The organism is Gammaproteobacteria bacterium (assembly GCA_016712635.1).
Taxonomy (GTDB): Bacteria; Pseudomonadota; Gammaproteobacteria; order SZUA-140; family SZUA-140; genus JADJWH01.
Window position 1 is genome coordinate 376,851 of sequence record JADJQS010000001.1, and the last position, 25,213, is coordinate 402,063.

Annotated in this window: 22 protein-coding genes, 1 tRNA gene and 1 pseudogene; 13 read left to right on the top strand and 11 right to left on the bottom strand. The window is 61.7% G+C overall.

The window, feature by feature from the left end; genetic code table 11:
- Nucleotides 1–78: 78 nt before the first annotated feature.
- The gene (gene thiO / locus IPK65_01615) at nucleotides 79–1,158 is read right to left on the bottom strand and encodes a glycine oxidase ThiO (GenBank protein MBK8161877.1); all 1,080 of its coding nucleotides are present in this window, start codon (nucleotides 1,156–1,158) and stop codon (nucleotides 79–81) included.
- Between the two features lie 208 nt (nucleotides 1,159–1,366).
- On the opposite strand from thiO, the gene IPK65_01620 reads away from it, so the two are divergent.
- Genes IPK65_01620 through IPK65_01650 form a run of 7 tightly spaced genes read left to right on the top strand, consistent with a single transcriptional unit; the run spans nucleotide 1,367 to nucleotide 8,305 of the window.
- Nucleotides 1,367–1,852 (top strand): GspH/FimT family pseudopilin, encoded by a 486-nt coding sequence (locus IPK65_01620; protein MBK8161878.1) that lies wholly within the window; start codon nucleotides 1,367–1,369, stop codon nucleotides 1,850–1,852.
- 14 nt (nucleotides 1,853–1,866) lie between these two features.
- The gene (pilV, locus tag IPK65_01625) at nucleotides 1,867–2,343 is read left to right on the top strand and encodes a type IV pilus modification protein PilV (protein MBK8161879.1); all 477 of its coding nucleotides are present in this window, start codon (nucleotides 1,867–1,869) and stop codon (nucleotides 2,341–2,343) included.
- Nucleotides 2,344–2,357: 14 nt separating this feature from the next.
- Nucleotides 2,358–3,377: a PilW family protein gene (locus IPK65_01630; protein ID MBK8161880.1), complete on the top strand. Its 1,020-nt coding sequence runs from the start codon at nucleotides 2,358–2,360 to the stop codon at nucleotides 3,375–3,377.
- Between the two features lie 23 nt (nucleotides 3,378–3,400).
- Complete coding sequence (locus IPK65_01635) at nucleotides 3,401–3,913, top strand: pilus assembly protein PilX (protein ID MBK8161881.1); 513 nt, start codon at nucleotides 3,401–3,403, stop codon at nucleotides 3,911–3,913.
- Between the two features lie 51 nt (nucleotides 3,914–3,964).
- Nucleotides 3,965–7,495 (top strand): hypothetical protein, encoded by a 3,531-nt coding sequence (locus IPK65_01640; GenBank protein ID MBK8161882.1) that lies wholly within the window; start codon nucleotides 3,965–3,967, stop codon nucleotides 7,493–7,495.
- A 50-nt stretch (nucleotides 7,496–7,545) separates the two neighbouring features.
- Entirely contained in the window at nucleotides 7,546–7,926 is a 381-nt protein-coding gene (locus IPK65_01645) for a hypothetical protein (GenBank protein ID MBK8161883.1), read from the top strand.
- A gap of 37 nt (nucleotides 7,927–7,963) precedes the next feature.
- On the top strand, nucleotides 7,964–8,305 hold the full coding sequence (locus IPK65_01650; protein MBK8161884.1) for a type IV pilin protein: 342 nt from the start codon (nucleotides 7,964–7,966) through the stop codon (nucleotides 8,303–8,305).
- A gap of 103 nt (nucleotides 8,306–8,408) precedes the next feature.
- Here IPK65_01650 and ispH read toward each other — a convergent pair whose 3' ends face one another.
- The 5 genes and pseudogenes from ispH to murJ all read right to left on the bottom strand — a co-directional run bounded on the left by ispH (nucleotide 8,409) and on the right by murJ (nucleotide 15,514).
- Nucleotides 8,409–9,353 carry a 4-hydroxy-3-methylbut-2-enyl diphosphate reductase gene (gene ispH / locus IPK65_01655; protein ID MBK8161885.1) on the bottom strand — a complete coding sequence of 315 codons (945 nt, stop codon included), beginning with the start codon at nucleotides 9,351–9,353 and terminating at the stop codon, nucleotides 8,409–8,411.
- Between the two features lie 61 nt (nucleotides 9,354–9,414).
- Nucleotides 9,415–9,909 carry a signal peptidase II gene (gene lspA, locus IPK65_01660; GenBank protein ID MBK8161886.1) on the bottom strand — a complete coding sequence of 165 codons (495 nt, stop codon included), beginning with the start codon at nucleotides 9,907–9,909 and terminating at the stop codon, nucleotides 9,415–9,417.
- 35 nt (nucleotides 9,910–9,944) lie between these two features.
- Nucleotides 9,945–12,819, bottom strand: a pseudogene (gene ileS, locus IPK65_01665) (isoleucine--tRNA ligase).
- Nucleotides 12,820–12,870: 51 nt separating this feature from the next.
- Entirely contained in the window at nucleotides 12,871–13,845 is a 975-nt protein-coding gene (gene ribF, locus IPK65_01670) for a bifunctional riboflavin kinase/FAD synthetase (protein ID MBK8161887.1), read from the bottom strand.
- An 82-nt stretch (nucleotides 13,846–13,927) separates the two neighbouring features.
- On the bottom strand, nucleotides 13,928–15,514 hold the full coding sequence (murJ, locus tag IPK65_01675; GenBank protein MBK8161888.1) for a murein biosynthesis integral membrane protein MurJ: 1,587 nt from the start codon (nucleotides 15,512–15,514) through the stop codon (nucleotides 13,928–13,930).
- 202 nt (nucleotides 15,515–15,716) lie between these two features.
- Here murJ and rpsT point away from each other — a divergent pair, with 202 nt between their 5' ends.
- On the top strand, nucleotides 15,717–15,983 hold the full coding sequence (rpsT, locus tag IPK65_01680) for a 30S ribosomal protein S20 (GenBank protein ID MBK8161889.1): 267 nt from the start codon (nucleotides 15,717–15,719) through the stop codon (nucleotides 15,981–15,983).
- Nucleotides 15,984–16,058: 75 nt separating this feature from the next.
- Here the strand turns inward: rpsT and IPK65_01685 are convergent, their stop codons facing one another.
- From IPK65_01685 to rplU, 4 genes are all read right to left on the bottom strand, one after another.
- Nucleotides 16,059–17,186, bottom strand: a complete 1,128-nt coding sequence (locus IPK65_01685; GenBank protein MBK8161890.1) for a glutamate 5-kinase — start codon at nucleotides 17,184–17,186, stop codon at nucleotides 16,059–16,061.
- Nucleotides 17,187–17,335: 149 nt separating this feature from the next.
- Nucleotides 17,336–18,355, bottom strand: a complete 1,020-nt coding sequence (gene cgtA / locus IPK65_01690; protein ID MBK8161891.1) for an Obg family GTPase CgtA — start codon at nucleotides 18,353–18,355, stop codon at nucleotides 17,336–17,338.
- A gap of 165 nt (nucleotides 18,356–18,520) precedes the next feature.
- Nucleotides 18,521–18,778, bottom strand: a complete 258-nt coding sequence (gene rpmA / locus IPK65_01695; GenBank protein ID MBK8161892.1) for a 50S ribosomal protein L27 — start codon at nucleotides 18,776–18,778, stop codon at nucleotides 18,521–18,523.
- Nucleotides 18,779–18,799: 21 nt separating this feature from the next.
- Complete coding sequence (gene rplU, locus IPK65_01700) at nucleotides 18,800–19,114, bottom strand: 50S ribosomal protein L21 (protein ID MBK8161893.1); 315 nt, start codon at nucleotides 19,112–19,114, stop codon at nucleotides 18,800–18,802.
- Nucleotides 19,115–19,339: 225 nt separating this feature from the next.
- Here rplU and ispB point away from each other — a divergent pair, with 225 nt between their 5' ends.
- Nucleotides 19,340–20,308, top strand: coding sequence for an octaprenyl diphosphate synthase (gene ispB / locus IPK65_01705; GenBank protein MBK8161894.1), 969 nt, complete (start codon nucleotides 19,340–19,342; stop codon nucleotides 20,306–20,308).
- Nucleotides 20,309–20,320: 12 nt separating this feature from the next.
- Nucleotides 20,321–20,397: transfer RNA gene (locus tag IPK65_01710), tRNA-Pro, on the top strand.
- 226 nt (nucleotides 20,398–20,623) lie between these two features.
- Here IPK65_01710 and IPK65_01715 read toward each other — a convergent pair.
- Nucleotides 20,624–20,833 carry a hypothetical protein gene (locus IPK65_01715; protein ID MBK8161895.1) on the bottom strand — a complete coding sequence of 70 codons (210 nt, stop codon included), beginning with the start codon at nucleotides 20,831–20,833 and terminating at the stop codon, nucleotides 20,624–20,626.
- A gap of 654 nt (nucleotides 20,834–21,487) precedes the next feature.
- On the opposite strand from IPK65_01715, the gene IPK65_01720 reads away from it, so the two are divergent.
- From IPK65_01720 to IPK65_01730, 3 genes are all read left to right on the top strand, one after another.
- The gene (locus IPK65_01720) at nucleotides 21,488–22,927 is read left to right on the top strand and encodes a histidine kinase (GenBank protein ID MBK8161896.1); all 1,440 of its coding nucleotides are present in this window, start codon (nucleotides 21,488–21,490) and stop codon (nucleotides 22,925–22,927) included.
- A gap of 2 nt (nucleotides 22,928–22,929) precedes the next feature.
- On the top strand, nucleotides 22,930–24,261 hold the full coding sequence (locus IPK65_01725; GenBank protein MBK8161897.1) for a sigma-54-dependent Fis family transcriptional regulator: 1,332 nt from the start codon (nucleotides 22,930–22,932) through the stop codon (nucleotides 24,259–24,261).
- Nucleotides 24,262–24,679: 418 nt separating this feature from the next.
- Nucleotides 24,680–25,111: a pilin gene (locus IPK65_01730; protein MBK8161898.1), complete on the top strand. Its 432-nt coding sequence runs from the start codon at nucleotides 24,680–24,682 to the stop codon at nucleotides 25,109–25,111.
- The last annotated feature ends 102 nt before the right edge of the window (nucleotides 25,112–25,213 follow it).

Below are 25,213 nucleotides of genomic sequence, written 5' to 3' on the forward strand. Positions count from 1 at the left end.
GTAATAACTGGGATTCGAGCGTATACGCCTCCCATTGAGGGGGACGGGTCAATGTTGAGACTCCGACTATGTCGAGGCTTATCGGTCGACCTTGTAGGCCGAGGGATCCACTTCACTGTCACGCCCCAGAATCAGATCCACCATCAGCCGCGCGCTCGCCGGCGCGAGCAGAAGTCCATTGCGAAAGTGCCCGGCGTTGAGGAACAGGCCCTGCACTCCAGGCACTGGACCTATATAAGGAATCTCGTTCGCCGCGCCGGGGCGCAGGCCGGACCAGTGTTGCTCGATCTCACAGCGCGCGAGTCCGGGGACCAGGGCTTCCGCCGCCTGCCGCAGTTCCTCGCGCGCATCCGGCGTGGTCTCCTTGTCGAAGCCGGTGTCCTCCACCGTGCTGCCGACCAGCACACGACCGTCGCGGCGCGGGATCGCGTAATGCCCAGCCTCGATCAGGATGTGCCGGATGAATCCTGGCTGGGCGAGATAGAGCAGCATCTGCCCGCGCACGGGCCTGACCTCGATGCGGATGTCGAGCATACCCAGCACTCGTGCGCTCCAGGCACCGGCGGCGACGATGACGGTGTCGGCGCGCAAGGTGTCGTGTTCGGTGCGCACGCCGACGATGCGGCCGTCGCGCTGCAGGACGTCGGTCACGGGACATTGCTCGCTCAGCAGCACACCACGGCGAACCAGATCGTCGCGCAGGGCGCGGATCAGGCGCGGGTTGCGGATCTGCGCCACCCCGGGAAACCAGAGTGCGCGCTTCGTCACCCTGCACGCGGGTTCGAGCGCGGAGATCCGGGCCGGATCCTCGATCTGTTCCAGCGCGACCTGATGCTGCACCGACCAGTTCGTCGCCGCATCGGCGTCCGCGGCGTCAAGCACGAGCAGTCCGCTGGGGTCCCACTCCGGATCGATGCCGGTATCGGAGATCAGTTCCCGCGCGAGCCCTGGATAATGACGCTGCCCCCAGTCAGCGAGAACCGTAACCGCCTCGGGCGACCGCCACGGATAAAGCGGCGAGAGGATGCCGCCGCCCGCCCAGGAGGACTCACCGCCGAGGGCGCCGCGCTCGACGATGCGCACGCGGCACCCCGCCCGCGCCAGCTCGCGAGCGCACAACATGCCGATGATCCCGCCCCCGACAACGATACATTCCATCGAAACTGACGCCTTCTGATCCTCTGGTCCGGGTACCGGACCGGAATATGAAATATTTCACAAATGCGGCCGATATGAAAGGGACGGAAGTTCCCGGTCTCCGTAGTTTTCATTGGAGATTCAAGCAATAAGGCCGTTTATCCGGCCGCCGGGACCGCCCGTCTGAATTCACATGACCCGATGCGGCGCGAGTGTTATCACTGTAACCATGAAAAAAGCACATACAGGTTTCACCCTGATCGAGCTGTTGATCGCACTGACGATCGGCGGGTTGTTGCTGGGGTTGGCGGTGCCGTCCTTCACCAACATGATGCGCAACAACCGACTGACCACCGAGGCGAATAACCTGGTGACCGCATTCAATATTGCGCGCTCCGAGGCCATCAACCGCCGCGGGACGATCACAGTCTGTCCCAGCACGAACCAGACGAGCTGCAACGGGGACAGCTGGGACGATGGCTGGATCGTTCTGGTCGACGCCACGGATGATGTGGTCCAGGTCTTTTCGGCGATGAAAGGCCATCCGACGATCGACAGTACGGCGGACAGCGTCCAGTACACGGCGGGCGGCTTCCTGAACGGAGGCGCTGCGGTATCCATCGGTATCTGCATGGAAGGAGTCGATCAGGGCCGCCAGATCAACATCACCGCCACCGGCCGGCCGAACAACGTGACGCCGTACCCGGAGTGTTAAGGAGGAACGCGAGGATGCTCTCACTGCGACTTCACAAACCCGCCGCGGGCAAGCAGCGCGGCTTCACCCTGATCGAGGTCCTGGTTACCGTGATCATACTCGCGATCGGCCTGCTGGGACTCGCCGGCCTGCAACTGGGAGGCTTGCGCTACAGCTTCAGCGCCTACCAGCGCTCGCAGGCGACGATCATGGCGAATGACATCGTCGACCGTATGCGGGCCAACCGCACCGTTGCCGAGGCGGGCGCCTATGACATCGATATCGGTGACGATCCCGACGATCAGGACTGCAGCGGCGTCGGCGCGAACTGCACCACGGCCGACATGGCGGACGCCGATCTGTTTGAATGGAAACAGGCGCTGGCAGATATCCTGCCCGCCGGCGACGGCTCGATAGTCAACAACGGCGGTACATTCACGATCACGATCCAGTGGGATGACACCCGCGGTGAGGAAGCGCCGAAGACCCTGGCCATGGAGACCGTGTTATGACGCCGGTTAAGTTCATGTCAGGATCGCCGCGATTCCAGCAGGGCCTGAGCATTGTCGAGCTAATGGTGGCGATCGCCATCAGCCTGATCCTGCTGACCGGGGTGGTACAGATCTTCCTCAGCAGCAAGACCTCCTACCGCCTGCTGGAGGCCACCTCCCGGGTTCAGGAGAACGGCCGCTTCGCCGTCGGATTCATCGGCGAGGACGTGCGCATGGCCGGCTATCGCGGCTGCTACCGGGACACCCCGGCGAACATCGAAGCGGGGATTAACACCCCCACATTATTCAACTGGGATTACGCGACCGGAATCCAGGGCAACGAATGGACCGGAGCGGGATGGACCCCGGGACTGAACGCCCTGATCGCGGGGCAGGTTGTCAATGGAACCGATGTGCTGGTCACTCGCGGGCTCGCGGACGACGGCGTCAACCTGACCAGCACATCGACCACGGCCCAGATATTTGCTGTCGATGCAGACAACTTTACCAACGGCGACATCATGATCGTCAGCGACTGCTCGCAATCGTCGATCTTCCAGGTCACCAGCCAGGCCAGCGCCGCCGGCATCGTGACCCTCGACCACGCCTCCGGCGGGGCATGGGTCCCGGGTAACATCAACACCAACCTGGCCAGGGTCTACGGCACCGATGCCCAGGTGGGCCGACTGGTCACCAACATCTATTACATCGGCACCGGGGCCAGCGGCTCGCCGGCGCTGTTCCGCCAGTCGACGCAGCCGGGCGGCGCCATGCAGGCGCAGGAACTGGCCGATGACGTGGAGAACATGCAGGTGCTTTACGGCGAGGACACCGACAATGACGGTGTCGCCAACCGCTACGTCACCGCCAACAACATCGGATCATTGAATAACGTAGTGAGCGTGCGCGTCAGCCTGCTGATCCGTAGCGAAGACAATATCGCCTCCGCTGAGCAGACCTATACCTACGACGGCGAAGACATCGAGGCGGGTGATCTGCGCGTGCGCCGAATTTTCAACACCACCATCAAGATCAGAAATAGAGGCGAGCTGTGATTATTAAGCAGACGGGGAGTGCCATGAAGAGTAGCCGTGATCGTCAACGAGGATCCACCCTGGTCATCAGCCTGATGATCCTGGTCGTGATGACCTTGATCGGCGTGACAGGCATCGCCTCCTCCACCCTGGAGGAAAAGATGGCCGGTAATACGCGCGACCAGGCGCTCGCCTTCCAGGCAGCGGAGGCCGCACTGCGGGACGGAGAGCAATACTGGACCAATATCGTATCGCTCGCGGCCGCCTTCAATGGAACCAATGCGGGACTCTATCCCGCTGACGAGCGCCCCGACGTGCTGGATGAGGACACCTGGGACAACTCCAGGGCGTATTCCGGTGCGATCGACGGTGTCAAACAGCAGCCGCGCTATATCATTGAACTTCTGGGCCAGATACAGACGGACACGGATGACCTGAACCTCGGCGGTTACGGCGAGACCAGTGGCTTGTCCACTCCATTCGTAGCGCGCGTCACCGCACGCGCTGTCGGAGGCACGAACAACACTATCGTCATCCTTCAATCAAATGTCCTTTAAGGTTATTGCCACACCCATGCGATACCGTCACTTCCTTTCAGGAGTCACGTCATGAACAAGATCAGACACACAATGCAGCGCTATCTGTCCGCCTTCAGCGTACTGGCCTTGACGTTCGCGCCAGGGATCCAGCAGGCCATGGCCGCACCGGGCACGATCTCGCAAGTCCCGCTCTATGTCGGCCCCTCGGTTGAGCCCAACGTGGTGTTCCTGGCCGATGACTCGGGCAGCATGGACTGGGGCCTAATGACGCCAGAGAGCGACGGCATCATGTATCTCGGCAGCCTGGATTACTACTACACCCATCCGGCGGCCAGTAACGACTGGACATGGGTGCTCCCTGCGGAAGAGTACATGATCAACGTTAAGGGTGTAGCCGCGCCCGTGCTCGGCGTCTGGCGCGCATGGAACCATAACTACAATACGATCTATTACAACCCGGGGGTGACCTACACACCGTGGGCAGGACTCAACAGCAGCGGTGTCGCGTACGGCAATGCCGACCCTACGGCCGCGCGCGTCAACCCCTATACATCGAGCGAAGGCACCGTTAACCTGACCAACAAAAATACGTCCTACGCGACCGACTATCCATCGATGGCCGCTTTCACGGTCACCAATTTCTATCCAGCGCGCTACTACACCTGGACCGACAGTGACAGCGACGGTGTCGTCGATCCTGCGGACGCACATACCCTGGTAGAGATCACCAATGTCACCACCAACATGACGGCCTCACCGCCTTCGAGTTATACCGGCAGCGCCAATCGCACCGACTGTGCCGCCGCACCCGTATGCACGTATGCGGAAGAGATCCAGAACTTCGCCAACTGGTTTTCCTACTACCGCAAGCGCGAGCTGACCAATAAGGCCGCGATCAGCCTGTCCGCCGCCGGAATCACGGGCGTGCGCATGGGCTACGCCACCATCAACAATAATAACAGCGTCAAGATCAAGGTCGCATCGATGAACCTTGATCCTACGACAGGAAATAAGAAAAAGCTGTACGAGAAGCTCTTCAAGTCGAATGCCAGCGGCGGCACACCTTTGCAGACGGAACTGCGCGACACGGGCAAGTACTTTGAATGCAAATCCGGCAATATCATGGGGGTCAGCGGCTCGAATTGCCCGATACTGCCCTCTGCCCAGGGTGGCCAGTGTCAGAAGAACTTTGCAATCCTGATGACGGACGGCTTTTATAACGGCAGCTCGCCGAGTCTGAGCCCGTCCAATACTGACGGCGACGACAACACCGACTTCGACGGCGATTCGTATGGCGACAGCGAAAGCAACTCGCTGGCCGACGTCGCCATGCACTACTATGAGCGCGACCTCTCCACCTCACTCGCGAATGACGTCCCGGTCTGGGAGGACTCCGAGGACCAGGCCCGGCATCAGCACATGAACACCTTCACCGTCGCCTTCGGCGTCAACGGCACGCTGGACCCCTTCGACACCAAGACCCCAGGTGATGCCACCGATACCGATCCGACCGCTGCGGGCTTCGAATGGCCCGATCCGGACGATGGCGATGCCGAGAAGATCGACGACCTCTGGCATACAGCGTACAACGGCCGCGGACAGTTCTACAGCGCGCAGGACTCGACAACCCTTGCATCGGGTCTGGCAGACGCCTTCGCCAGCGTCACACGCGGCACCAGTTCTTCTTCGGCCGTGGCTTTCAATACCACAACCCTCGACACCGGCAGCCGGGTCTACCAGGCGACCTTCAACCCGTCCGACAACTGGCACGGCGACCTGCTCGCCTTTGAACTTTCCATGGACGGCTCTATCGGAGACACCCCCGCATGGCACGCTTCGGACGTACTCGATGCCATGGTACCGTCGGAACGGGTAATATTCACCTACAATGAGACAAGCGAGCAGGGCATCGCGTTCAAGACCCTGTCTGATCTTTCTACCAAGCAGCAGAACGACCTGAACACGAGCCCCGCCGGCACTGCCGATGGGCTTGGGCAGGCGCGTCTGGATTATCTGCGGGGTATACGCACCGACGAGGATGCGGGTAACTTCTTCCGCGAACGCACCAATGTCCTCGGCGACATCGTCTACTCAAATCCGGTCTACGTCGGCCCGCCACAATCGGGCTACAGCGACGATCCGGCCTTCGGAGGCGGATCCTATGGCAGCTTCAATCCGTCGCGCGCCCCGGTCATTTATGTAGGGTCGAACGACGGCATGCTGCACGGATTCCGGGAATCCGACGGCCAGGAGGTCTTCGCCTACGTTCCGAACATGCTCTTCTCCAGCGCCGCCAGTGAAGGCCTGCACTACCTGACAGACCCGGCGTATGAGCATCGCTATTACGTCGATCTCAGCCCGACGGTGGCAGACGTATATCTTAACAGCAGCTGGAAAACGGTCCTGATCGGCGGATATCGGGCGGGCGCTCGCGGCCTGTTCGCTCTCGACGTCACCGATCCTGACGGAATCGAGGACGCTGATGCTAACTCCACCGTGTTATGGGAGTTCACCAGCGACGATGACAACAGCCTCGGTCATTCCTTCAGCAAGCCCACCATGGCGCTGATGGAAAATGACAAATGGGCGGCCGTAATCGGTAACGGTTATAACGATTTGGGCGACGGGCAGGCCAAACTGTTCATTCTCTACATGGATGAAGGTATGGATCGCACCTGGAGCAGCGGCGACTACAAGGTCATCACGACCGGCGTCGGCAGCTCTGGCGACCGCAACGGATTGTCCACGCCAGCCCTGGTCGACACCGACGGCAACGGAAAGGCCGACCGTGTTTACGCCGGCGACCTGAAAGGCAACCTCTGGGCCTTCGACTTGTCGGATCCCGACAACGACTCTACCTGGAGCGTCGCCTACGGCAAAGCGCTGTTTAATGCAACGGCAGGTTCGGCGCAACCGATCACCTCGAAGCCCGTGGTCGCACGCAATCCGGCGACCTCGCTCACCATCGACAACACTCCCAACATCCTGGTCTTCTTCGGCACTGGTCAGTACATGGTCAACGGAGACAAGACCAGCACCAGTACACAGACCTTCTACGGCGTATGGGACAACAACGACGTGGGCAGTGGATCGACCCTGACCCGCGCCAGCCTGGTCGAACAGGAGCTGGACGGCGACTCGACCGCGGACATCCGCGTCGTAACGGATCACGATGTCAGCTACAGCTCGCAGTATGGCTGGTATTTCGACCTGCCGACTTCGGGCGAGCGCGTCGTCGTCGATCCCAAGATCCGCGGCGAATATGTCTTCTTCAATACCCTGATTCCGGATCCCAACACCTGCAATACACAGGGCTATGGCTGGCTGATGGCGCTCAGGATGGTGAACGGAGGCGAACCGAACAGCCCCGTCTTCGACATCAATAATGATGGCGAAGTCGATGAGAACGACCAGGTTGGCGAGGACGACAACTTGAAGAACCCGAGCGGCGTGCGGCTCGACGGCATCCCAGCCGGTTCGAACTTCCTCGAGGACTACATGTATACGCCGGATGACGACGGTGACATCGACGTGCGTAAGATTGACGCCGGAGACAGCACTGACCGTGGTCGCCTGTCCTGGCGTGAGGTCAGCCAGTGACCGGCGCCGGCCCTGAGCCTGCATATCGGAATTGTAACGGAGACACCATTATGAAAAGCAAACTCCACATACTCATACTGCTGGCCGGTGCACTTTTTCTCTGCTTCCCGGCCTTCGCCGCCAGCCTGCCGGATTACTACCCGGAGAGATTCGACCGCTGGGGTGTGATCGACCAGATCAATCTTGACAAGCAGATCATCGTAGTTAACGACGTCAATGTCCGCGTCACGCGCGACCTGCGGATATATACGGTGAACACCCGCTTTGCCACGCTGCAGTCACTGAAACCGGGCATGAAGATCGGCTTCGGAACGACGGGCAGCCGCTCGCTCAGCGGCGCCGTCTCAGAGGTATGGATACTTCCCGCCGACTACACACCGCCACAGGTCAGCAACTCGGTGGCGAACGAAAGGAGAAAAGGCCGTGAATAAAAATGGAACCCGGGGGTTTACGCTGATCGAGCTTGTCATGGTAATCGCCATCGTCGGCATCCTGATGGCAATCGCGATTCCGTCCTATAACAACAGCACCACGAAGGCACGCCGCGCCGACGGCCAGACAGCGCTGATGGACGTCATGGTGCGGCAGGAGCGGTTTTATACCGAAAACAACACCTATTCGACGAACCTGGCCGCACTTCCGGCCCAAGCCGCCTCGCCCGAAGGCTACTACACGATTACGGCAGCCGCTTGTGGCACCGGCATCGACAGCTGCGTGATACTGACGGCGACGCCGGGAGCCGCTCAAACGAGCGATGGCGCCCTCACACTGAACTCACGCGGGCAGAAACTGCCGGCGGACAAATGGTGATGCAAAAGACAGGACTGAGAACTCAGGACTTAGGGCTGAGTACAAACAACATAAAGACTAGTATTAATCGAGGATAGATTCAAAAGCTGTCCCCGCCTTATTGTTAACCGTGCGCCGTTTGCAACTCGCGGGGCAGTGCGAAGATAACATGCTCCGGGTTGCCGTCGATGTTCTCGACCGTATCCGCACCCCACTCCCGCAGGCGCGCTATCACCTGATCGACCAGGATCTCCGGCACGGAAGCACCGGCGGTGACGCCGATTGCCTTCCTCCCGGCCAGCCACTCGCGCTGGATCTCACCCGCAGCATCAATCAGATACGCGGGCACACCGCATTTCTCGGCGATCTCGCGCAGCCTGTTCGAGTTCGAGCTGTTCCGCGAGCCGACGACGAGCATTAAATCGCAGTGGCGGACCAGCAGCTTGACCGCGTCCTGGCGGTTCTGCGTGGCATAGCAGATATCGTCCTTGCGTGGCCCGTGGATGGCGGGAAAGCGTGCGCGCAGGATGGCGATGATCTCTGCCGTATCGTCCATGGAAAGTGTGGTCTGCGTAACGAAGGCGAGGTCGGCGGGATTCTGCACCTGCAGGCGCCGGGCATCCTGCGCTGATTCCACCAGATAGATGCGCGCGCGCTGGCTGTCTGTGTATTGCCCGAGCGTGCCCTCGACTTCGGGGTGGCCTGCATGGCCGATCAGGATGCACTCGCGTGCCGCCTGGGCATGGCGCACCACCTCGAGATGGACCTTGGTGACCAGCGGGCAGGTGGCATCGAAAATCTTCAGGCCACGCCGCGCCGCCTCGTTGCGCACTGCCTGCGAAACACCGTGGGCCGAAAAGATCACAGTGGCGCCGTCGGGCACTTCATGCAGCTCCTCGACGAAGACGGCGCCCTTCTCGTGCAGGTCCTGCACCACGAAGCGGTTATGCACCACCTCGTGGCGCACGTACACCGGCGCGCCGAAGATCTCCAGCACGCGCTCGACGATTTCGATGGCGCGGTTGACGCCGGCGCAGAAACCGCGCGGATTGGCAAGGATAACCTGCATGAAAGACCGTGACCTCAAGTTGGCCGGCACAAAACGCGCTGCCGGAAAGCCGGAACGCTGATTATACCCCGCCCCTATTCCTGGCCACCAGCGCGTCCAGGATCAGCAGCGCGGCTCCGATGGTGATCGCGGAATCAGCGACGTTGAACGCCGGCCAGTGCCAGTTTCCATAGTAGACGTCGATAAAATCGACCACGTAGCCGAATTGCAGGCGATCCCACAGATTTCCGAGAGCCCCGCCCAGCACGAGCGCAAGGCCGGCGGCAAGTCTCTGCTGGCCGGCTGGCAGCCGCCGCAGCCAGAACAGGATCATCGCGCTGACGGCAAGCGCCAGCGCGGTGAAAAACCAGCGCTGCCATCCCGAGGCGGTACTCAGGAAACTGAAGGCGGCACCGCGGTTATGCACGCGCGTAATGTCCAGGAACGGCAGCAGATTGATGCGTTCATAGAGACTCAGGTTCGCTGCGATCCAGAACTTGGTGAGCTGGTCGAGGATCAGCACTGCGCCTGTCAGCCACAGCCAGCGCAGCCCGCCCGCCAGGTGGCGGCCGTTCATCACATCCCGGCCGGATCGCTCGCCTGTTGATTCACTCATGCGTAGCGGCGCTCCTCACCCGGACCCGCGACGTTTTCGATGCATCGGCCGCACAGCTCGGGGTGTTCTGCGTCATTCCCGACGTCCGCGCGGTGGTGCCAGCAGCGCACGCACTTGGGATGGGATGAAGCCAGCACCTTGATCCAGAACGGCTCGCCCCCGGCCGCCGCCTCGACGGCGTCGGCCGGCCGGTCTCCATCGGTGTGCACGCGCGCATAGGAGGTGATCAGCACGAAGCGCAACTCATCGCCCAGCCCGGCGAGGTGCGTATGGAGCCTGTCGCCGCAATACAGGTCCACCTCGGCATCGAGTGAGGAACCGATGGCACCACTGACGCGCAGCTTCTCCAATTCCTTACTGACTGCCATACGCGCTTCTATGATCTGTTCCCAGATTTGGTCCCAATCCATATGCTCTCCTACCCGCAGACCTGATTCATCAAAACCAAGTTTGTCAGTGCCGATTTTAATCTCGGCATGCCACCTGATACCATTCCGCCAGAAACACCGACTCGCCACGCGCGCCGGGTATATATTGCCAGATATCCTCGGCGGTAAAGCTCAGGATCGGTGCGATCCAGCGCACCAAGGCCTCGACCAGATGATGCAGCGCCGTCTGCGCCGAGCGCGCGCGCGGCTGTCGGTCTGGGTGGTGTACTGGCGGTCCTTGATGATGTCGAGGTAGAAGGCGCCGAGATCCATCGCGCAGAAGTTGTGCGCCTTTTGGTAGATGATGTGAAACTCGTAATTCTGATAGGCCTGACGTATCTCATTCTGTAATCGTCCAGCGCGTAGCACAATCCGTCGATCCAGACTAAGCATATCCCCCCAACCCACACGGTGCGCCGCCGGATCGAAGCCGTTAAGGATTGGCGAGCAGGAAGCGCGCGGTGTTGCGGATACGCCGGTAGGCGTCGGCCGTGCGCTTGAGAATCTCGTCGGAGACGTTCATCTCGCCGCGGTAATCGGTCGCCGCAACCCACAGGCGCAGTATGTCGGCGCCGAGGTTGTTCACCACCTTCTGCGGTGCGATCACGTTGCCGAGCGACTTCGACATCTTGCGCCCCTGCGCGTCCACCGTGAAACCATGGGTCAGGACTGCCTTATAGGGTGCGACACCGCGCATCGCGACCGAGGTGAGCAGGGAGGACTGGAACCAGCCTCGATGCTGGTCGGAACCCTCCAGGTAGAGGTCGGCCGGAAAAGGCATGTCTGTGCCCAGCACACAGAAATGCGTCACGCCGGAGTCGAACCAGACATCAAGAATATTGGTGACCTTGTCGTAGTCGCGCACCTCGACACCGAGCAGCTCCTCGGCCTTCAGGTCAAACCAGGCGTCGATGCCGCCCTGCGCGACGCGCTGCGCCACCTGCTCGATCAGCTCCGCCGTGCGCGGATGCAGCTCGCCGCTCTGGCGATGGACGAACACCGTGATCGGCACACCCCAGGTACGCTGGCGCGAGATGCACCAGTCCGGGCGCTTCTCGATCATCCCGTCGATGCGCGCCTGCCCCCACTGCGGGATCCAGTTCACCTGGCGGATGGCGTCCAGCGCCTGGCCGCGCAACCCGCTCTGTTCCATGTTGATGAACCACTGCGGGGTGGCGCGGAAGATGATCGGCGTCTTGTGGCGCCAGCAGTGCGGATAGCTGTGGCGGATCGCCTCGGCGTGCATCAACGCGCCGCGCGCCTTGATCTCCTCGATGATGTGGCCGTTGGCGTCGAACACGTGCTGGCCGGCGAACAGCGGCGTATCCGGCAGGAAGCAGCCGCGCGCATCCACCGGGTTGTCGATCTGCAGTCCGTAACGCAGGCCGACCACGTAGTCCTCCTGGCCGTGCCCGGGCGCGGTATGGACCGCGCCGGTGCCGGCCTCGGCGGTGACGTGATCGCCCAGTATCAGCGGCACTTCCCGTTCGTAGAATGGATGCCTGAGCTTGATACCCTCGAGATCGACGCCCTTGCAATAGGCGATGACGCGGTAGTCTTCAATGCCGTAGCGGACCATGGCATTCTTGAGCAGCTGGTCCGCCAATAGCAGGCGTTCGCCGCCCCGGGCCGTCTCGCACTGAACCAGTACGTAATCGAAATCGGGATTCAGCGCCACGGCCTGGTTGGCGGGCAGTGTCCACGGCGTGGTGGTCCAGATCAGCACCGAGACGGGGCCGCGTCCTTCATGCCCCGGAACATGACGGCAGCGCTCCAGCAGTGATTCCTCGTCGAGCACCTCGAAGCGCACGTCAATCGCCGGAGAGGTGCGCTCCTCATACTCCACCTCCGCCTCGGCCAGCGCCGAGCCGCAGTCGCTGCACCAGTGCACCGGCTTGAATCCCTTGTTGACGTGTCCGGCCGCGATGATGCGCCCGAGCGCGCGGATGATGTTGGCCTCGAAGGCATAATCCATCGTCAGATACGGCCGTTCCCAGTCGCCCAGGATGCCGAGACGTTTGAAGTCGGCGCGCTGCTGGTCCACCTGCTTCGCGGCATAGTCGCGGCACGCCTGGCGGAAGGCGCGCGCGTCCACCTTCTGTCCCGCCTTGCCGACCTTTTTTTCGACATTCAGCTCGATCGGCAGGCCGTGACAATCCCAGCCCGGAACATAGGGGGCGTCGTATCCGTCCAGGGTTTTTGACTTGACGATGATATCCTTCAACACCTTGTTGACGGCATGGCCGATGTGGATCTCCCCGTTGGCGTAGGGCGGACCGTCGTGCAGGACGAACTGCGGCCGCCCCTTGCGCGTCTCGCGCAGGCGCGCGTAGAGGTCCATGCGCTCCCACTCGGCGATGAATTCCGGTTCGCGCGCGGCCAGGTTCGCCTTCATTGCGAACTCGGTCTGGGGGAGATTCAGGGTGTCTTTGTAATCGGACATTCGGTAACCGCCGTTGGATATGATGCGTCAGTTTCTATAAAGCGCGGGCGCTCAGTTTATGCCGGCCAGGCGTCTCTGCTCGAGCATCCGGCGCTCGAAAAACTCGCGCGCGCGCGCCTCGTCGCGCCGGATCTGCTGCTTGAGCGCCTCCAGCGAGTCAAAGCGGGCCTCGTCGCGCAGCCGTATAAGAAATTCCACCTGGAGATGGCGGCCGTAGAGGTCGCCCTCGAAATCCAGCAGATGAACCTCGAGACGGCATTGGGCGCCGCCGACGGTGGGACGCGTACCGATATTCGCGATCCCGGGCAGCGGCTCACGCTCGAGACCGAAGACCTGCACCGCGAACACGCCGACGACGGGCGCGCTACGCGTTCCGCAGTGCGCGAGGGCGCGCCGGTTCATATGGATGTTCGCCGTCGGATAGCCAAGCTCGCGCCCGCGCCGGTCGCCCTCCACCACCCGTCCCGAAAGGCGGTAACAGCGTCCCAGCAGTTTCTCCGCAGCCGCGAGATCGCCCTGCTGCAATGCCGCGCGGATGCGCGTGCTGCTGACCCGCTCGCCGCCAATCTCGAAGGCACGCATCACCAGCACCTGGAAACCCGACTGCTGCAGCATGGCCACGTCTCCCTGGCGGTCGCGGCCGAAGCGGAAATCGCCCCCGATAACCAGGCAGCGCACGCCGAGCGAATTGACCAGCACCTCGCGGATGAAATCCCGCGCAGGCATGTCCGCCAGAGCCCGGTCGAAACGCAGGCACAGCACATGGTCGACCGCATAGCGGCGCAGTGTCTGCATTTTTTCGCGAAAGCCGGTCAGCCGCATCGGGGCGTTATCCGACCGGAAGAACTCTTGGGGATGTGGCTCGAAGGTAATCACCACGGAAGGCAGTCCAAGCTCGGACGCCTTCTCCGCCACCTGGCCAAGCACTGCCTGGTGTCCGAGATGGATACCGTCGAAGTTACCTATGGTGGCAACGCATCCGCTGTGGCGGAAATGCCGTTGCCGGAATCCTCGTATCAAATGCATGTCAGTACGCGCGCCTGGACCGTGACCCATCAATCAGGAATGGTCCATTATAAACAAGGTGATGCGGATTAACACGGCATCCTCAGGCCGCGCCCGGCGGATGCGCGATGTGGCGCCAGCGCAGTCCCAGCAGCCACAGGCTGATGAAATAGATGGCCATCCCGGCCGACGTGCAGATCCCCAGGCGAAGCGCGCGCGCCCGCCACTCCAGCCCCGTCCACGCGGCCGTGTCCGCCTGGATCAGCACGAGCGCAATCAGCATCACCGCTGTGGCGGCACCCACCTGCAGGAGGAGGCGACTCCAGCCGGGTGCCGGGCGGTACCATTGCACCCGGTACAGATGTGCATACAGCAGGGCCGCATTGAGAAACGCCGCCAGCGTCGTCGCCAGCGCCAGCCCCGCGTGCGGCGCGGGAAACTCCCATATCACCATCGGCACCACGAAGGCGACGTTCATGACGATATTGGCCAGCATCGCAACGATCCCGATACGAACCGGTGTCACCGCATCCTGCCGCGCGTAGAAAGCCGGCGCCAGCACCTTCACCAGGATGAAACCCAGCAGGCCGAGGGCGTAGGCCTGCAGACTCAGGGTGGCCATGCGCGCGTCGTGCTGTCCGAACTCGCCGTATTGGAACAAGCTGGCGAGCAGTGGACCAGCGAGCATGAACAGCCCGGCCGCTGCCGGCGTGCCGATCACGATCACCATGCGCAGGGCCCAGTCGAGCGTACGGGAGTAGTCGGCGGTCGCGTCCGCGGCGTGATGCCGGGACAGGCGCGGCAGTATCACCGTCGCAAGCGCGATGCCGAATACGCCGAGCGGGAATTCCATCAGACGGTCGGAATAATACAGCCAGCTCACGCTGCCGGTGACGAGGAACGATGCTGCCAGCGTATCGATCAGGAGATTGATCTGCACCACGGACGAACCGAAGATGCCCGGCAGCATCAGACCCAGGATGCGCCGTACTCCGGGATGGTCGCGCCGCCAGCGCGGGCGCGGAAGCATACGGACGGCGCGCAAAAAGGGCAGTTGGAATAGCAGCTGCACGATACCCGCGATGAGGACGCCCCATGCGAGCGCAGTCACCGGCTCCTCCAGCTGCGGAGCCAACCACAGCGTTGCGGCGATCAGGCACAGGTTGAGCAGCACCGGCGTGAAGGCCGGCACGGCGAAGCGCCCGAAGCTGTTCAGAATGCCGCCCGCCAGCGCGGTCAGCGAGATGAACAGGATGTACGGAAAGGTCAGGCGCACCATCTGTACAGTGAGGTCGTATTTCGCCGTGTCCGCCAGAAACCCCGGGGCGAACGCCAGCACGAGCAGCGGCGCCGCCAGGATGCCCAGCACGGTAACCGCAAGCAACAAGACGCCCAAGACTCCGGACGCGCCGGCGGCGAGATCACGCACCTCCTCCGGCGTATGCCGCGCGCGGTACTCCGCCAGCACTGGAACGAAGGCCTGCGAAAATGACCCTTCGGCGAACAGGCGACGCAGGAAATTCGGTATCTTGAAGGCGACGAAGAAGGCGTCCGCCGCGCTTCCCGCGCCGAACACGCGCGCGATGACGACGTCCCGCGCCAGCCCGAGCACGCGTGAAAACAGCGTCATCCCGCCCACGACTGTGGTCGACCTCAACAGGTCGTGACTCACTGCCTCCGCTCCGCCCATGTTCCGCGCGGCGCCACGCAAACCATCTTGATTGAATACATTTATTTATTATTATCAATCAGATATACACTTTCTTCCGCCCAGGCACACCGCCCAAACCACCTCCACGGCGGAGGACGGAAGTCGTCTTTCCGATTGACAAGGCAGGTAAAAATCAGCATAGTTGTGCGCCTTCCGGACAGTTAATCACAGGAGTCGATCGTTGGCTAACACAGCACAGGCCAGAAAGCGGGCACGCCAGGCCGAGAAGCACCGCACCCACAACACCGCGCTCCGCTCGTCGTTGCGCACGGTGTGCAAGAACGTTGTCAAGGCGCTCGGCGCCAAGGACAAGACCCAGGCCGTCGCCGCCTACGAAAAGGCCGTACCACTGCTAGACAAGATGGCGCGCAAGGGTTTCATCGACAAGAACAAGGCCGCCCGCCAGAAGAGCCGCCTCAACGCCCAGCTCAAGGCCCTGCAGGCCTGACCGTACCCGATTTTCTACTACTGCTGCTTGCAAGCCGGCTCATGCCGGCTTAATTTTGTCCGCCAGCCCGGCTGATCAGATCAGCACCAGATTGTCCCGGTGCACCAGCTCCGGCTCGTCCTCGTAGCCGAGCAGTTCCTTGATCCGCTCACTCGGCTGTCGCATGATCCTGCGTGCCTCATCCGCACTGTAATTGACCAGCCCGCGCGCGACCTCGCGCCCAAGCGGATCAATGCAGGCCACCAGCTCGCCGCGCTCAAAATCTCCCCTGACATCCACCACACCGACCGGCAGCAGACTGCGGCCGGATTCACGCAGTACGCGCGCGGCGCCGTCGTCGATCACCAGCTGACCACGCACCTGCAGCTGCCCAGCCAGCCATTGCTTGCGTGCGAGCAGCGGCTCCTGTGCCGGACGGATCAGTGTGCCGACCTCCTCGCCGCGCCGGATGCCGGAGAGTATCCCGGGCTCGCGGCCCCAGGCGATGAGGGTGGCCGCCCCGGAACGCGCGGCACGCGCCGCGGCGCGCACCTTGGTCACCATCCCGCCCCGGCCCCAGGTGCCGATGCCGCCGCCTGTGGCCATGCGTTCAAGCTCGGGATCGCCGGCCCGGCCTTCGCTGATCAGGCGCGCCTCCGGATGATGCCTGGGATCCAGGTCATACATCCCGGGCTGGTCGGTGAGCAGCACGAGTAGCTCCGCCTCGACCAGATTCGCCACCAGGGCGGCCAGCGTGTCGTTGTCGCCGAAACGGATCTCTTCCACTGCCACGGTGTCGTTCTCATTGACGATCGGCACCACGCCCAGTCCGAGCAGGGTGCGCAGCGTGCTGCGCGCATTGAGGTAGCGCCTGCGGTCGGCCAGGTCGTCGTGGGTCAGCAGCACCTGCGCCGTGTGCAGGCCGAATCGCTGGAAGCAGTTCTCATAGGCCTCGATCAGGCCCATCTGACCCACTGCGGCCGCGGCCTGCAATTCATGGAGGGCCTGCGGGCGGCGCGCCCAGCCCAGGCGTTTCACGCCCTCGGAAACTGCGCCGGAGGAGACCAGTACGACCTCGACGCCTTCACCACGCAGCGCGGCGATCTGCTCCACCCACTGCGCCATCAGGACACGGTCCAGCCCCCGGCCCTCGTTCGTCAGCAGTGAACTGCCCACCTTCACCACCCAGCGCTGGGAATGACCGAGTTGTACACGGGATTTCATCGAAATAGTTTCAAGTGTCTGACGTGAAGTTGCAAGCAGCAGAGACAGCAACAGGAGAACGATGCGCCCATCAAATGGAAGTGTGCTTCATGGCGCACGCTTCGATCAGTGTCATCGGCAGCCTCAGTTCCGCCGCCGCCCATGCATCGTCATTCATCAACCTTCCGCTCAAGTCGCGCCATCACCCGCTCGCAGAGCTCCCTCACCCCGAGACCGGACAGGGCAGAGATCATGAAATAGGGGCCTTGCCAGTCGAGCCTGCGGAGGACATCCTGGCATACCGCCGTGCTCACTTCCTCCGGCATCAGATCAACCTTGTTCAGAACCAGCCAGCGTTCCCGCGCTTCGAGTTCGGCGCTGAACTCGCGGAGTTCCCGCTCAATGCTGCGCACTGCGCGCACCGGTTCGTCGGCGGAATCGAGCGGGGCGATATCGACTATATGCAGCAGCAGGCGTGTACGCGCGAGGTGTTTGAGGAAACGCACCCCCAGCCCGGCGCCGCCTGATGCACCTTCGATCAATCCGGGGATGTCCGCCACCACGAAACTGCGGTGCGGCCCCACTGAAACGACTCCGAGATGCGGATAGAGCGTGGTGAAAGGGTAATCCGCGACCTTCGGCCGTGCGCCGGAGACGGCACGGATCAATGTGGACTTGCCCGCATTGGGTAGCCCCAGCAGGCCGACGTCGGCCAATACCTTCAATTCGAGGCGGAGCCGGCGGTTCTCGCCGGGCGTGCCCGCCGTGGCCTTGCGCGGCGCACGGTTGGTGCTGCTCTTGAAGCGGGCGTTGCCGAGTCCGTGGTAACCACCCTGCGCGACCCGCAGTTGCTGCCCCGGCGCGAGCAACTCGCCAATGCACTCGCCGGTCTCCTCATCGGTCACAATGGTGCCGACCGGCACCCGGATCAGCAGGTCTTCGCCGCTGCGCCCCGTGCAGTTCGCGCCACTGCCATTACCGCCCCGAGGGGCGCTGAAGGAACGCGCATGGCGGAAATCGGCCAGGGTGTTGATATTGGCGTCGCCGAGCAGAAAGACACTGGCGCCGTCGCCCCCGTCGCCGCCGTCCGGACCGCCCATTGGGGCGAACTTCTCGCGCCGGAAGCTCACGCAACCATTGCCGCCGTCGCCAGCCTTGGTCTGTATGGTGACTTCGTCGACGAATTTCATTTTTCAACCCGGATACAGGAGGCAAGAAGGGATTATGAGGATCACGATATCCCGGTAAAGGAATGACATTGGGCATCCAGCCCCATGTCGCGCCATATTTGCCTGTCCCCTAAACAAAAAACCCCGTCCTGGGACGGGGTCTCGTGCGCTACTTCAGCGCCAAGCTCAAGCCGGTATTACGCTGACATACCGGCGACTGTGCGGACCCTTGGTCTCGAACTGCACGGTACCGTCGGCGACTGCGAACAGGGTATGGTCGCGACCCATGGCCACGTGCCTGCCTGCATGGAAACGAGTGCCGCGCTGCCGGATGATGATATTGCCGGATATCACGCTCTCGCCGCCGAAGCGCTTCACGCCCAGGCGTTTCGACTCCGAATCACGTCCGTTGCGGCTGCTGCCGCCTGCCTTTTTATGTGCCATGGTGACCTGCCCCTAATTATTTCAGCTCGCCGATATCCCGGTGATCTGCAATTCGGTGTAGTGCTGGCGGTGACCCATCTCGCGATGGTAATGCTTGCGCCGGCGATGCTTGATGATGCGGATCTTGTCACCGCGGCCATGCGCCTTGACGGTGGCATTTACCTTGCCTCCGGCGACATAGGGCGTGCCGATCCGGATCGAGTCCCCGTCCGAGACCATCAGCACCTTGTCGATAGCTATCGAGGCCCCTTCACCCGCCTCAAGCTTCTCGACCCGGATGATATCGCCTTCCTGGGCCCGGTACTGCTTACCGCCTGTCTCGAAAACCGCGTACATATCCAGCTCCAGCCGTCAAAATGTGTCAGTAACCAACGGGAAGTGCGCAAAGCAGGGCATTCTAACCAATACCCCGGGACAGGTCAACGCCGCAATACCCGCTACTTGCCACTCCTGCGCGCGCGCTCTAAACTGGGTCGCTTCCCCTTGATTATCAACCACCATGCCATGCGTACGGGATCCTGACCGCCTGTGAACTCGCCGCTGAAAATCGCTCCGATCTCGATGGGCCTCGATGAGATCCAGTCCTGCGTCGCTGCGGACATGGAGGCCGTGAACGCGCTGATCCACGAGCGCCTGCAGACCCAGGTCGCTCTGATAAATCAACTGAGTTTTTATATAGTTAACAGCGGCGGGAAGAGGCTGCGCCCGATCCTGGTGCTGCTCAGCGCGCATGCCTTGGGGTACCGTGGATCGAGACACATCGATCTGGCTGCGATCATTGAATTCATCCATACCGCAACGCTGCTGCACGACGACGTCGTGGATGCCTCGGAGCTGCGTCGCGGCAAGGAAACTGCCAACGCGGTCTGGGGGAACGAGGCGAGCGTGCTGGTCGGGGATTTCCTCTATTCGCGCGCCTTCGAGATGATGGTGACCGTGAAGAACATGCGCGTCATGGAGATCATGGCCAGCGCCACCAACGTCATCGCCGAAGGCGAGGTCATGCAGCTGCTGAACAGCAATGACGCGGAAACCACGGAGGAGCGCTACCTGGACGTGATCCGCTGCAAGACCGCGAAGCTGTTCGAGGCGGCGGCCCAGGTGGGTGCCGTCGTCAGCGGCGCTACGGCCCAGGTGGAAGACGCCATGGCTGCGTACGGAAGACATCTGGGAACGGCTTTTCAACTGATCGATGACATGCTGGACTACTCAGCGAATTCCCAGCACATCGGCAAGAACGTGGGTGACGACCTCGCCGCCGGCAAACCCACGCTGCCCTTGATCCACGCCCTGCGCCGCGGCAACCCGCGGGAGGCGGAGATCATCCGGGACGCCATCGAACATGGCGGCCGGGAAAAGATCGCCGAGGTGCTGAAAGCCATTGAATCCACCGGAGCGTTGGCTTACACTGCGCGCTCGGCCCGGGATGAGGCTGCCAAGGCAGCTGCCGCGCTCGCGGTCCTCCCGGCGTCTCCCTATCGGGAGGCCTTGTACGCCCTGGCCGAATTTTCCGTCAATCGATCATATTGACCGATCCCGCCGCGGGGTGTAGCTCAGCCTGGTAGAGCACTGCCTTCGGGAGGCAGGTGTCGCACGTTCGAATCGTGTCACCCCGACCACTGTACTGTTGAAATCCTAGCCCCGAATTCCGAGCGGCGCTCTCCGCAACCATCACCCCAGCCATACTGCAATGAGCAGGCACACATCAGCACTGGCGGAGTGCGGTGTGTAATCATGACTACCCGGGAATTCTTGCTGCGGGCAGACTGCTCGGAACAGTCTTGCGATACTGAAAAAACCAGGGCCCTGCAAGAGGGCCCTTTGTGCGTGCATTTATTAAGCGTGTTACCTGTGACCGCCGCGATTCCTGTCTTTATCCTTTCCGCGATATTTGTCCTTGTTGTCCTTCTTGCGGCCTTTATTTTTATCGCGATCCTTGTGGTGAGAACCCTGGCCTGCAAGCGCCGGAGTGGCGCTCAAGGTCAGTACTACAGGCACAACGTATGTCGTCTTCTTCAGAAACTCGCGTCTTGAGCTGTCTTTCAACCCGTTCATGTCTAATACCCCATTAGCCTCTTCCCACATCCTGTGGCATTAGTAAATTAACCCGTTGCATACACCGACAACGCAAACCCATTCTAGCTCGCCGCCAATATTCCGGCAATCACTGGCGCGAAACCGATTTTGAATTGATCTAAATATCGCAACGACCGCCACGAGTCGTTCTCGAACGTGGGAATTATAACCAGTTGTTAATCCAACATAAATATACTTAACGGCCTGATGGCCCGGCATTAATTACCCACCTGCACCGTCAGATCGAGCCGGGGGCACGATCCAGATCAGAATCGAATCGCCCGGGCACCGAGCCGGCTTATTGACGCTGAATGCGCCAATTCATGCCTGATCAGTAGCAGCCCTAAACTTCACCCCCCTTTGTCCGAATACTTATCGATACCATCCCTATCGGTCAACGACACGCAAGATCCGTTTATGAAGGCTTCCGCCGATACTTCGGCTCAGCTTGGCCCCTCCCGGCCGAGCGATGTCTCCATTCAGCCGCGCGCCAGCGACTCGGACTGGAAACAGCTGCTCTATCTGAACTACTTCCGGGTGGCCCTTGCCGGCCTGTTCGTCATGCTCAGCCTCATCGACCGCCCGCGTCTGCCTGCGGTCGAATACAGCGGTACGCTCTTTTCGATGACCAGCATGGCGTATGCCCTGCTCGCCGTGTGCGCACTGTTCACGATCAAGTGGCGACGTCCCGGCTTCAACGCCCAGGCCTACGTGCAGATCATGTCCGATATTCTCGCGATCACCTTGCTGATGCACGCCAGTGGTGGCGTGCGCAGCGGCCTGGGTATGCTGCTGATCATCTCGATCGCCGGCGGCAGCCTGATCATGGCGGGCCGCACCTCGCGCCTGTTCGCCGCCATCGCAAGCCTGGCGGTGCTGATCGAACAGGTATATTCCTGGCTGGAAGGCGCGACGCTCACCACCAGCTACACCCACGCAGGCCTGCTCGGCGCAAGCTTTTTTGCCACGGCGATCCTGGCCCACGTGCTTGCGCGCCGGCTGCGCGAGAGCCAGGCGCTGGCGGAGCGGCGCGGCGTGGACCTTGCCAACATGGCACAACTCACCGAGTATGTCATCCAGCGCATGCAGACCGGCATCCTCGTGGTAGACGACAATTTCTCCATACGCCTGATCAACGCGTCGGCCACCCGCCTGCTCGAGCTTGCGTCCAGGACGGAAGGCAGGCCGATCAAGCAGGTCTCCACCGAACTTGACCGCCAGCTGCGCGAGTGGTGGAACAATTCGATCTATGAGCCGCAGAGTTTCCGCCCCACGGAGGCGGCGCCGGAAATCCTGCCGAAATTCGCCCGCCTCGGCATGGATCCCTCCGCCGGCACGCTGATCTTTCTCGAGGACATGGCGGCGCTGACCCAGCAGGCGCAACAGCTCAAGCTCGCCTCGCTGGGACGTCTGACCGCGAGCATCGCGCACGAGGTGCGTAATCCGCTCGGCGCGATCAGCCACGCCAGCCAGCTGCTGGCCGAATCGCCACACCTCGATTCCGGCGATGCACGCCTGACGGAGATCATCCAGGAGCATTCCGAGCGGGTGAACGCGATCATCGAGAACATCATGCAGCTCAGCCGCCGCCAGCGCGCCAGCCCGGAGGAACTGTTGCTCAAGCCGTGGCTCAATCAGTTCATCAACGAATTCACCAGCAGCGAGGAGCTCACCCCGGGCGAGATCCGGCTGGAGGTGACGCCCGGAGACACGCGTGTGCAGATGGATCCCGGGCAATTGCACCAGATCCTGTGGAACCTCTGCCATAATGGCGTCAAGCATGGCGCCGCCAACGGCCGCAACGGGCTGACCCTGCGCGTCGGCATCGTGGCGGACACGAACAATCCCTATCTGGACGTGGTGGACAACGGCCCCGGAATCGATCCGAAACTGCAGCAGCAGATCTTCGAACCGTTCTTCACCACCGCAGCGGATGGCACCGGCATGGGGCTGTATATCGCGCGCGAACTCTGCGCCAGCAACCAGGCGCGGCTGAACTATCTGCCGAACCCGGTCGGCGGCGGGCGGTTCCGCATCACCTTCGCCGATCCCCGGCGAAGACAGGTCGCCTGACCATGACGCGGGCGCTGGCATTGATCGTCGACGACGAGCCTGATATCAGGGAGCTGCTGGCCCTGACGCTCGGCCGCATGGAGATCGACTGCCGTTGCGCCGCGGATGTCACCCAGGCCAAAGACTTGCTCGGCCGCGAACACTTCGACCTCTGCCTGACCGACATGCGCCTGCCGGACGGCAACGGCATCGATCTGGTGGAATACATCCAGAATGCTTATGCCGACATCCCCGTCGCGGTCATCACCGCCCATGGAAACGTCGAATCGGCGGTACAGGCCCTGAAGGCGGGCGCATTCGATTTTGTCTCCAAGCCGGTGGACCTGCAGGCCCTGCGTGCCCTGGTCAATACCGCCCTCAAGCTGCGGCACAGAAACAAACCGGAGCGCTCGGCGCTCGCGCTGCTGGGCGACTCGGCGGCGATGCGGAACACCCGCGCCACGATTGCGAAGCTGGCGCGCAGCCAGGCGCCCGTCTATATCAGCGGTGAGTCCGGCACCGGCAAGGAACTCGCGGCACGCCTGATACACGAGCAGGGCCCGCGCTCGGACAAGACGTTCGTGCCGGTCAACTGCGGGGCCATCCCCGAGGCATTGATGGAAAGCGAATTCTTCGGCCACAGAAAGGGCAGTTTCACCGGCGCAGTGCAAAACAAAGAGGGCCTGTTCCAGGCCGCGCACGGCGGTACGCTGTTCCTCGACGAGGTCGCGGACCTGCCGCTGCACATGCAGGTGAAGCTGCTCCGGGCGATCCAGGAGAAGGCCGTCCGTCCGGTGGGCGAGCAGAAGGAGACCTCCATCGACGTGCGCATCCTGAGCGCGACCCACAAGGATCTTGCCGCACTGGTCAGGGACAACGCCTTCCGCCAGGATCTGTTCTACCGCATCAACGTGATCGAACTCCCCATGCCGTCGCTGCGCGAGCGGACCGAAGACATACCGCTGCTCGTCGAACATATCCTGCGGAAACTCTCGGCGCACGGCGAAATGGAATTCCCGCGCCTGGCCGAGTCCGCGCTCGCGGCGCTGACGCGCTACCCCTTCCCCGGCAACGTGCGGGAACTGGAGAATATCCTTGAACGCGCGATGACACTGTGCGAACAAGGGACCATCCGGGAAGAAGACCTGCAGCTCATCGCGGCCAGAGGGAATACAAACATCGCGCCGTCAACGGCCGGGGAGATACCGCTGGAGCCGTATCTGGGGAACATCGAAAAAGAAACCATCCTGCGCGCCCTGGAACAGGCGAAACACAACAAGACCGCCGCCGCCCGCCTGCTCGGCATCAGCTTCGGCGCCCTGCGCTACCGATTGAAGAAACTCGGGATGGAATAGCATAGATATCGGGGACAGATTTAAATCTGTCCCCGGATTTCCGGATTTCTGTAACCCTTGCTTCTTTCCTAGTACTTAGTCCTTATTTATCTGCGGTACACAATGTGCTGAAAATCAGCAACACCTGCTCAAGATCCGCAGGTCTTCAGCCGTAATCCAGGGAGGGAGCGCGGCGGTGAATGCGTATTCTCATGTACCGGTGACACATCGGCGGATCGTATTTGTGACACGGATCACGTTTCCGACCCGGCAGCCCCGGTATCCCTCCCGATTTTGCGCGCGGACTCCAACTTGGCATGCTTCATGCAAACTTTTGCGCAAGGCATGCATATAGCCCCCAGTTCGAATCAAACAGCAAAGTCATAAATAGTTTTCAGTGGCACGAGACACCGATCCCAATCTTTAGGAGAGATTCCCAATGAAGAAGATGCAAAAAGGCTTTACCCTGATCGAACTGATGATCGTCGTCGCGATCATCGGCATCCTGGCCGCGGTCGCAATCCCGGCGTATCAGGATTACACCGTTCGTGCGCGCGTTACCGAAGGTCTGAACCTGGCGGCTGCGGCGAAAGCCACAGTAGCCGAGAACGCTGCTTCTGGCGCGGCTACCTTGGATGCTGGTTGGACTGCTCCGTCCGCGACTAATAGCGTAACTTCTGTTGCCGTCACTGCCGCGACGGGTGTGATCACGATCACCTATACGGCCGCTGGTGGCAATGGCACTCTCCTCATGACTCCAAGTGCTGGTGGCGCCGCCCTTGCAGCCGGCACCATCCCGACCGACGCCATCACGTGGGATTGCACAGGTGGAACCTTGGTTGACAAGTACCGCCCGAGTAATTGCCGTTAATAACAAATACATTTCAAGCATTAATTACGAGGCACCCTACAGGGTGCCTCGTTTTTTTCATCCATAGTCGCCAGAGCAGGCCATGTGACAGAGATCACGAAG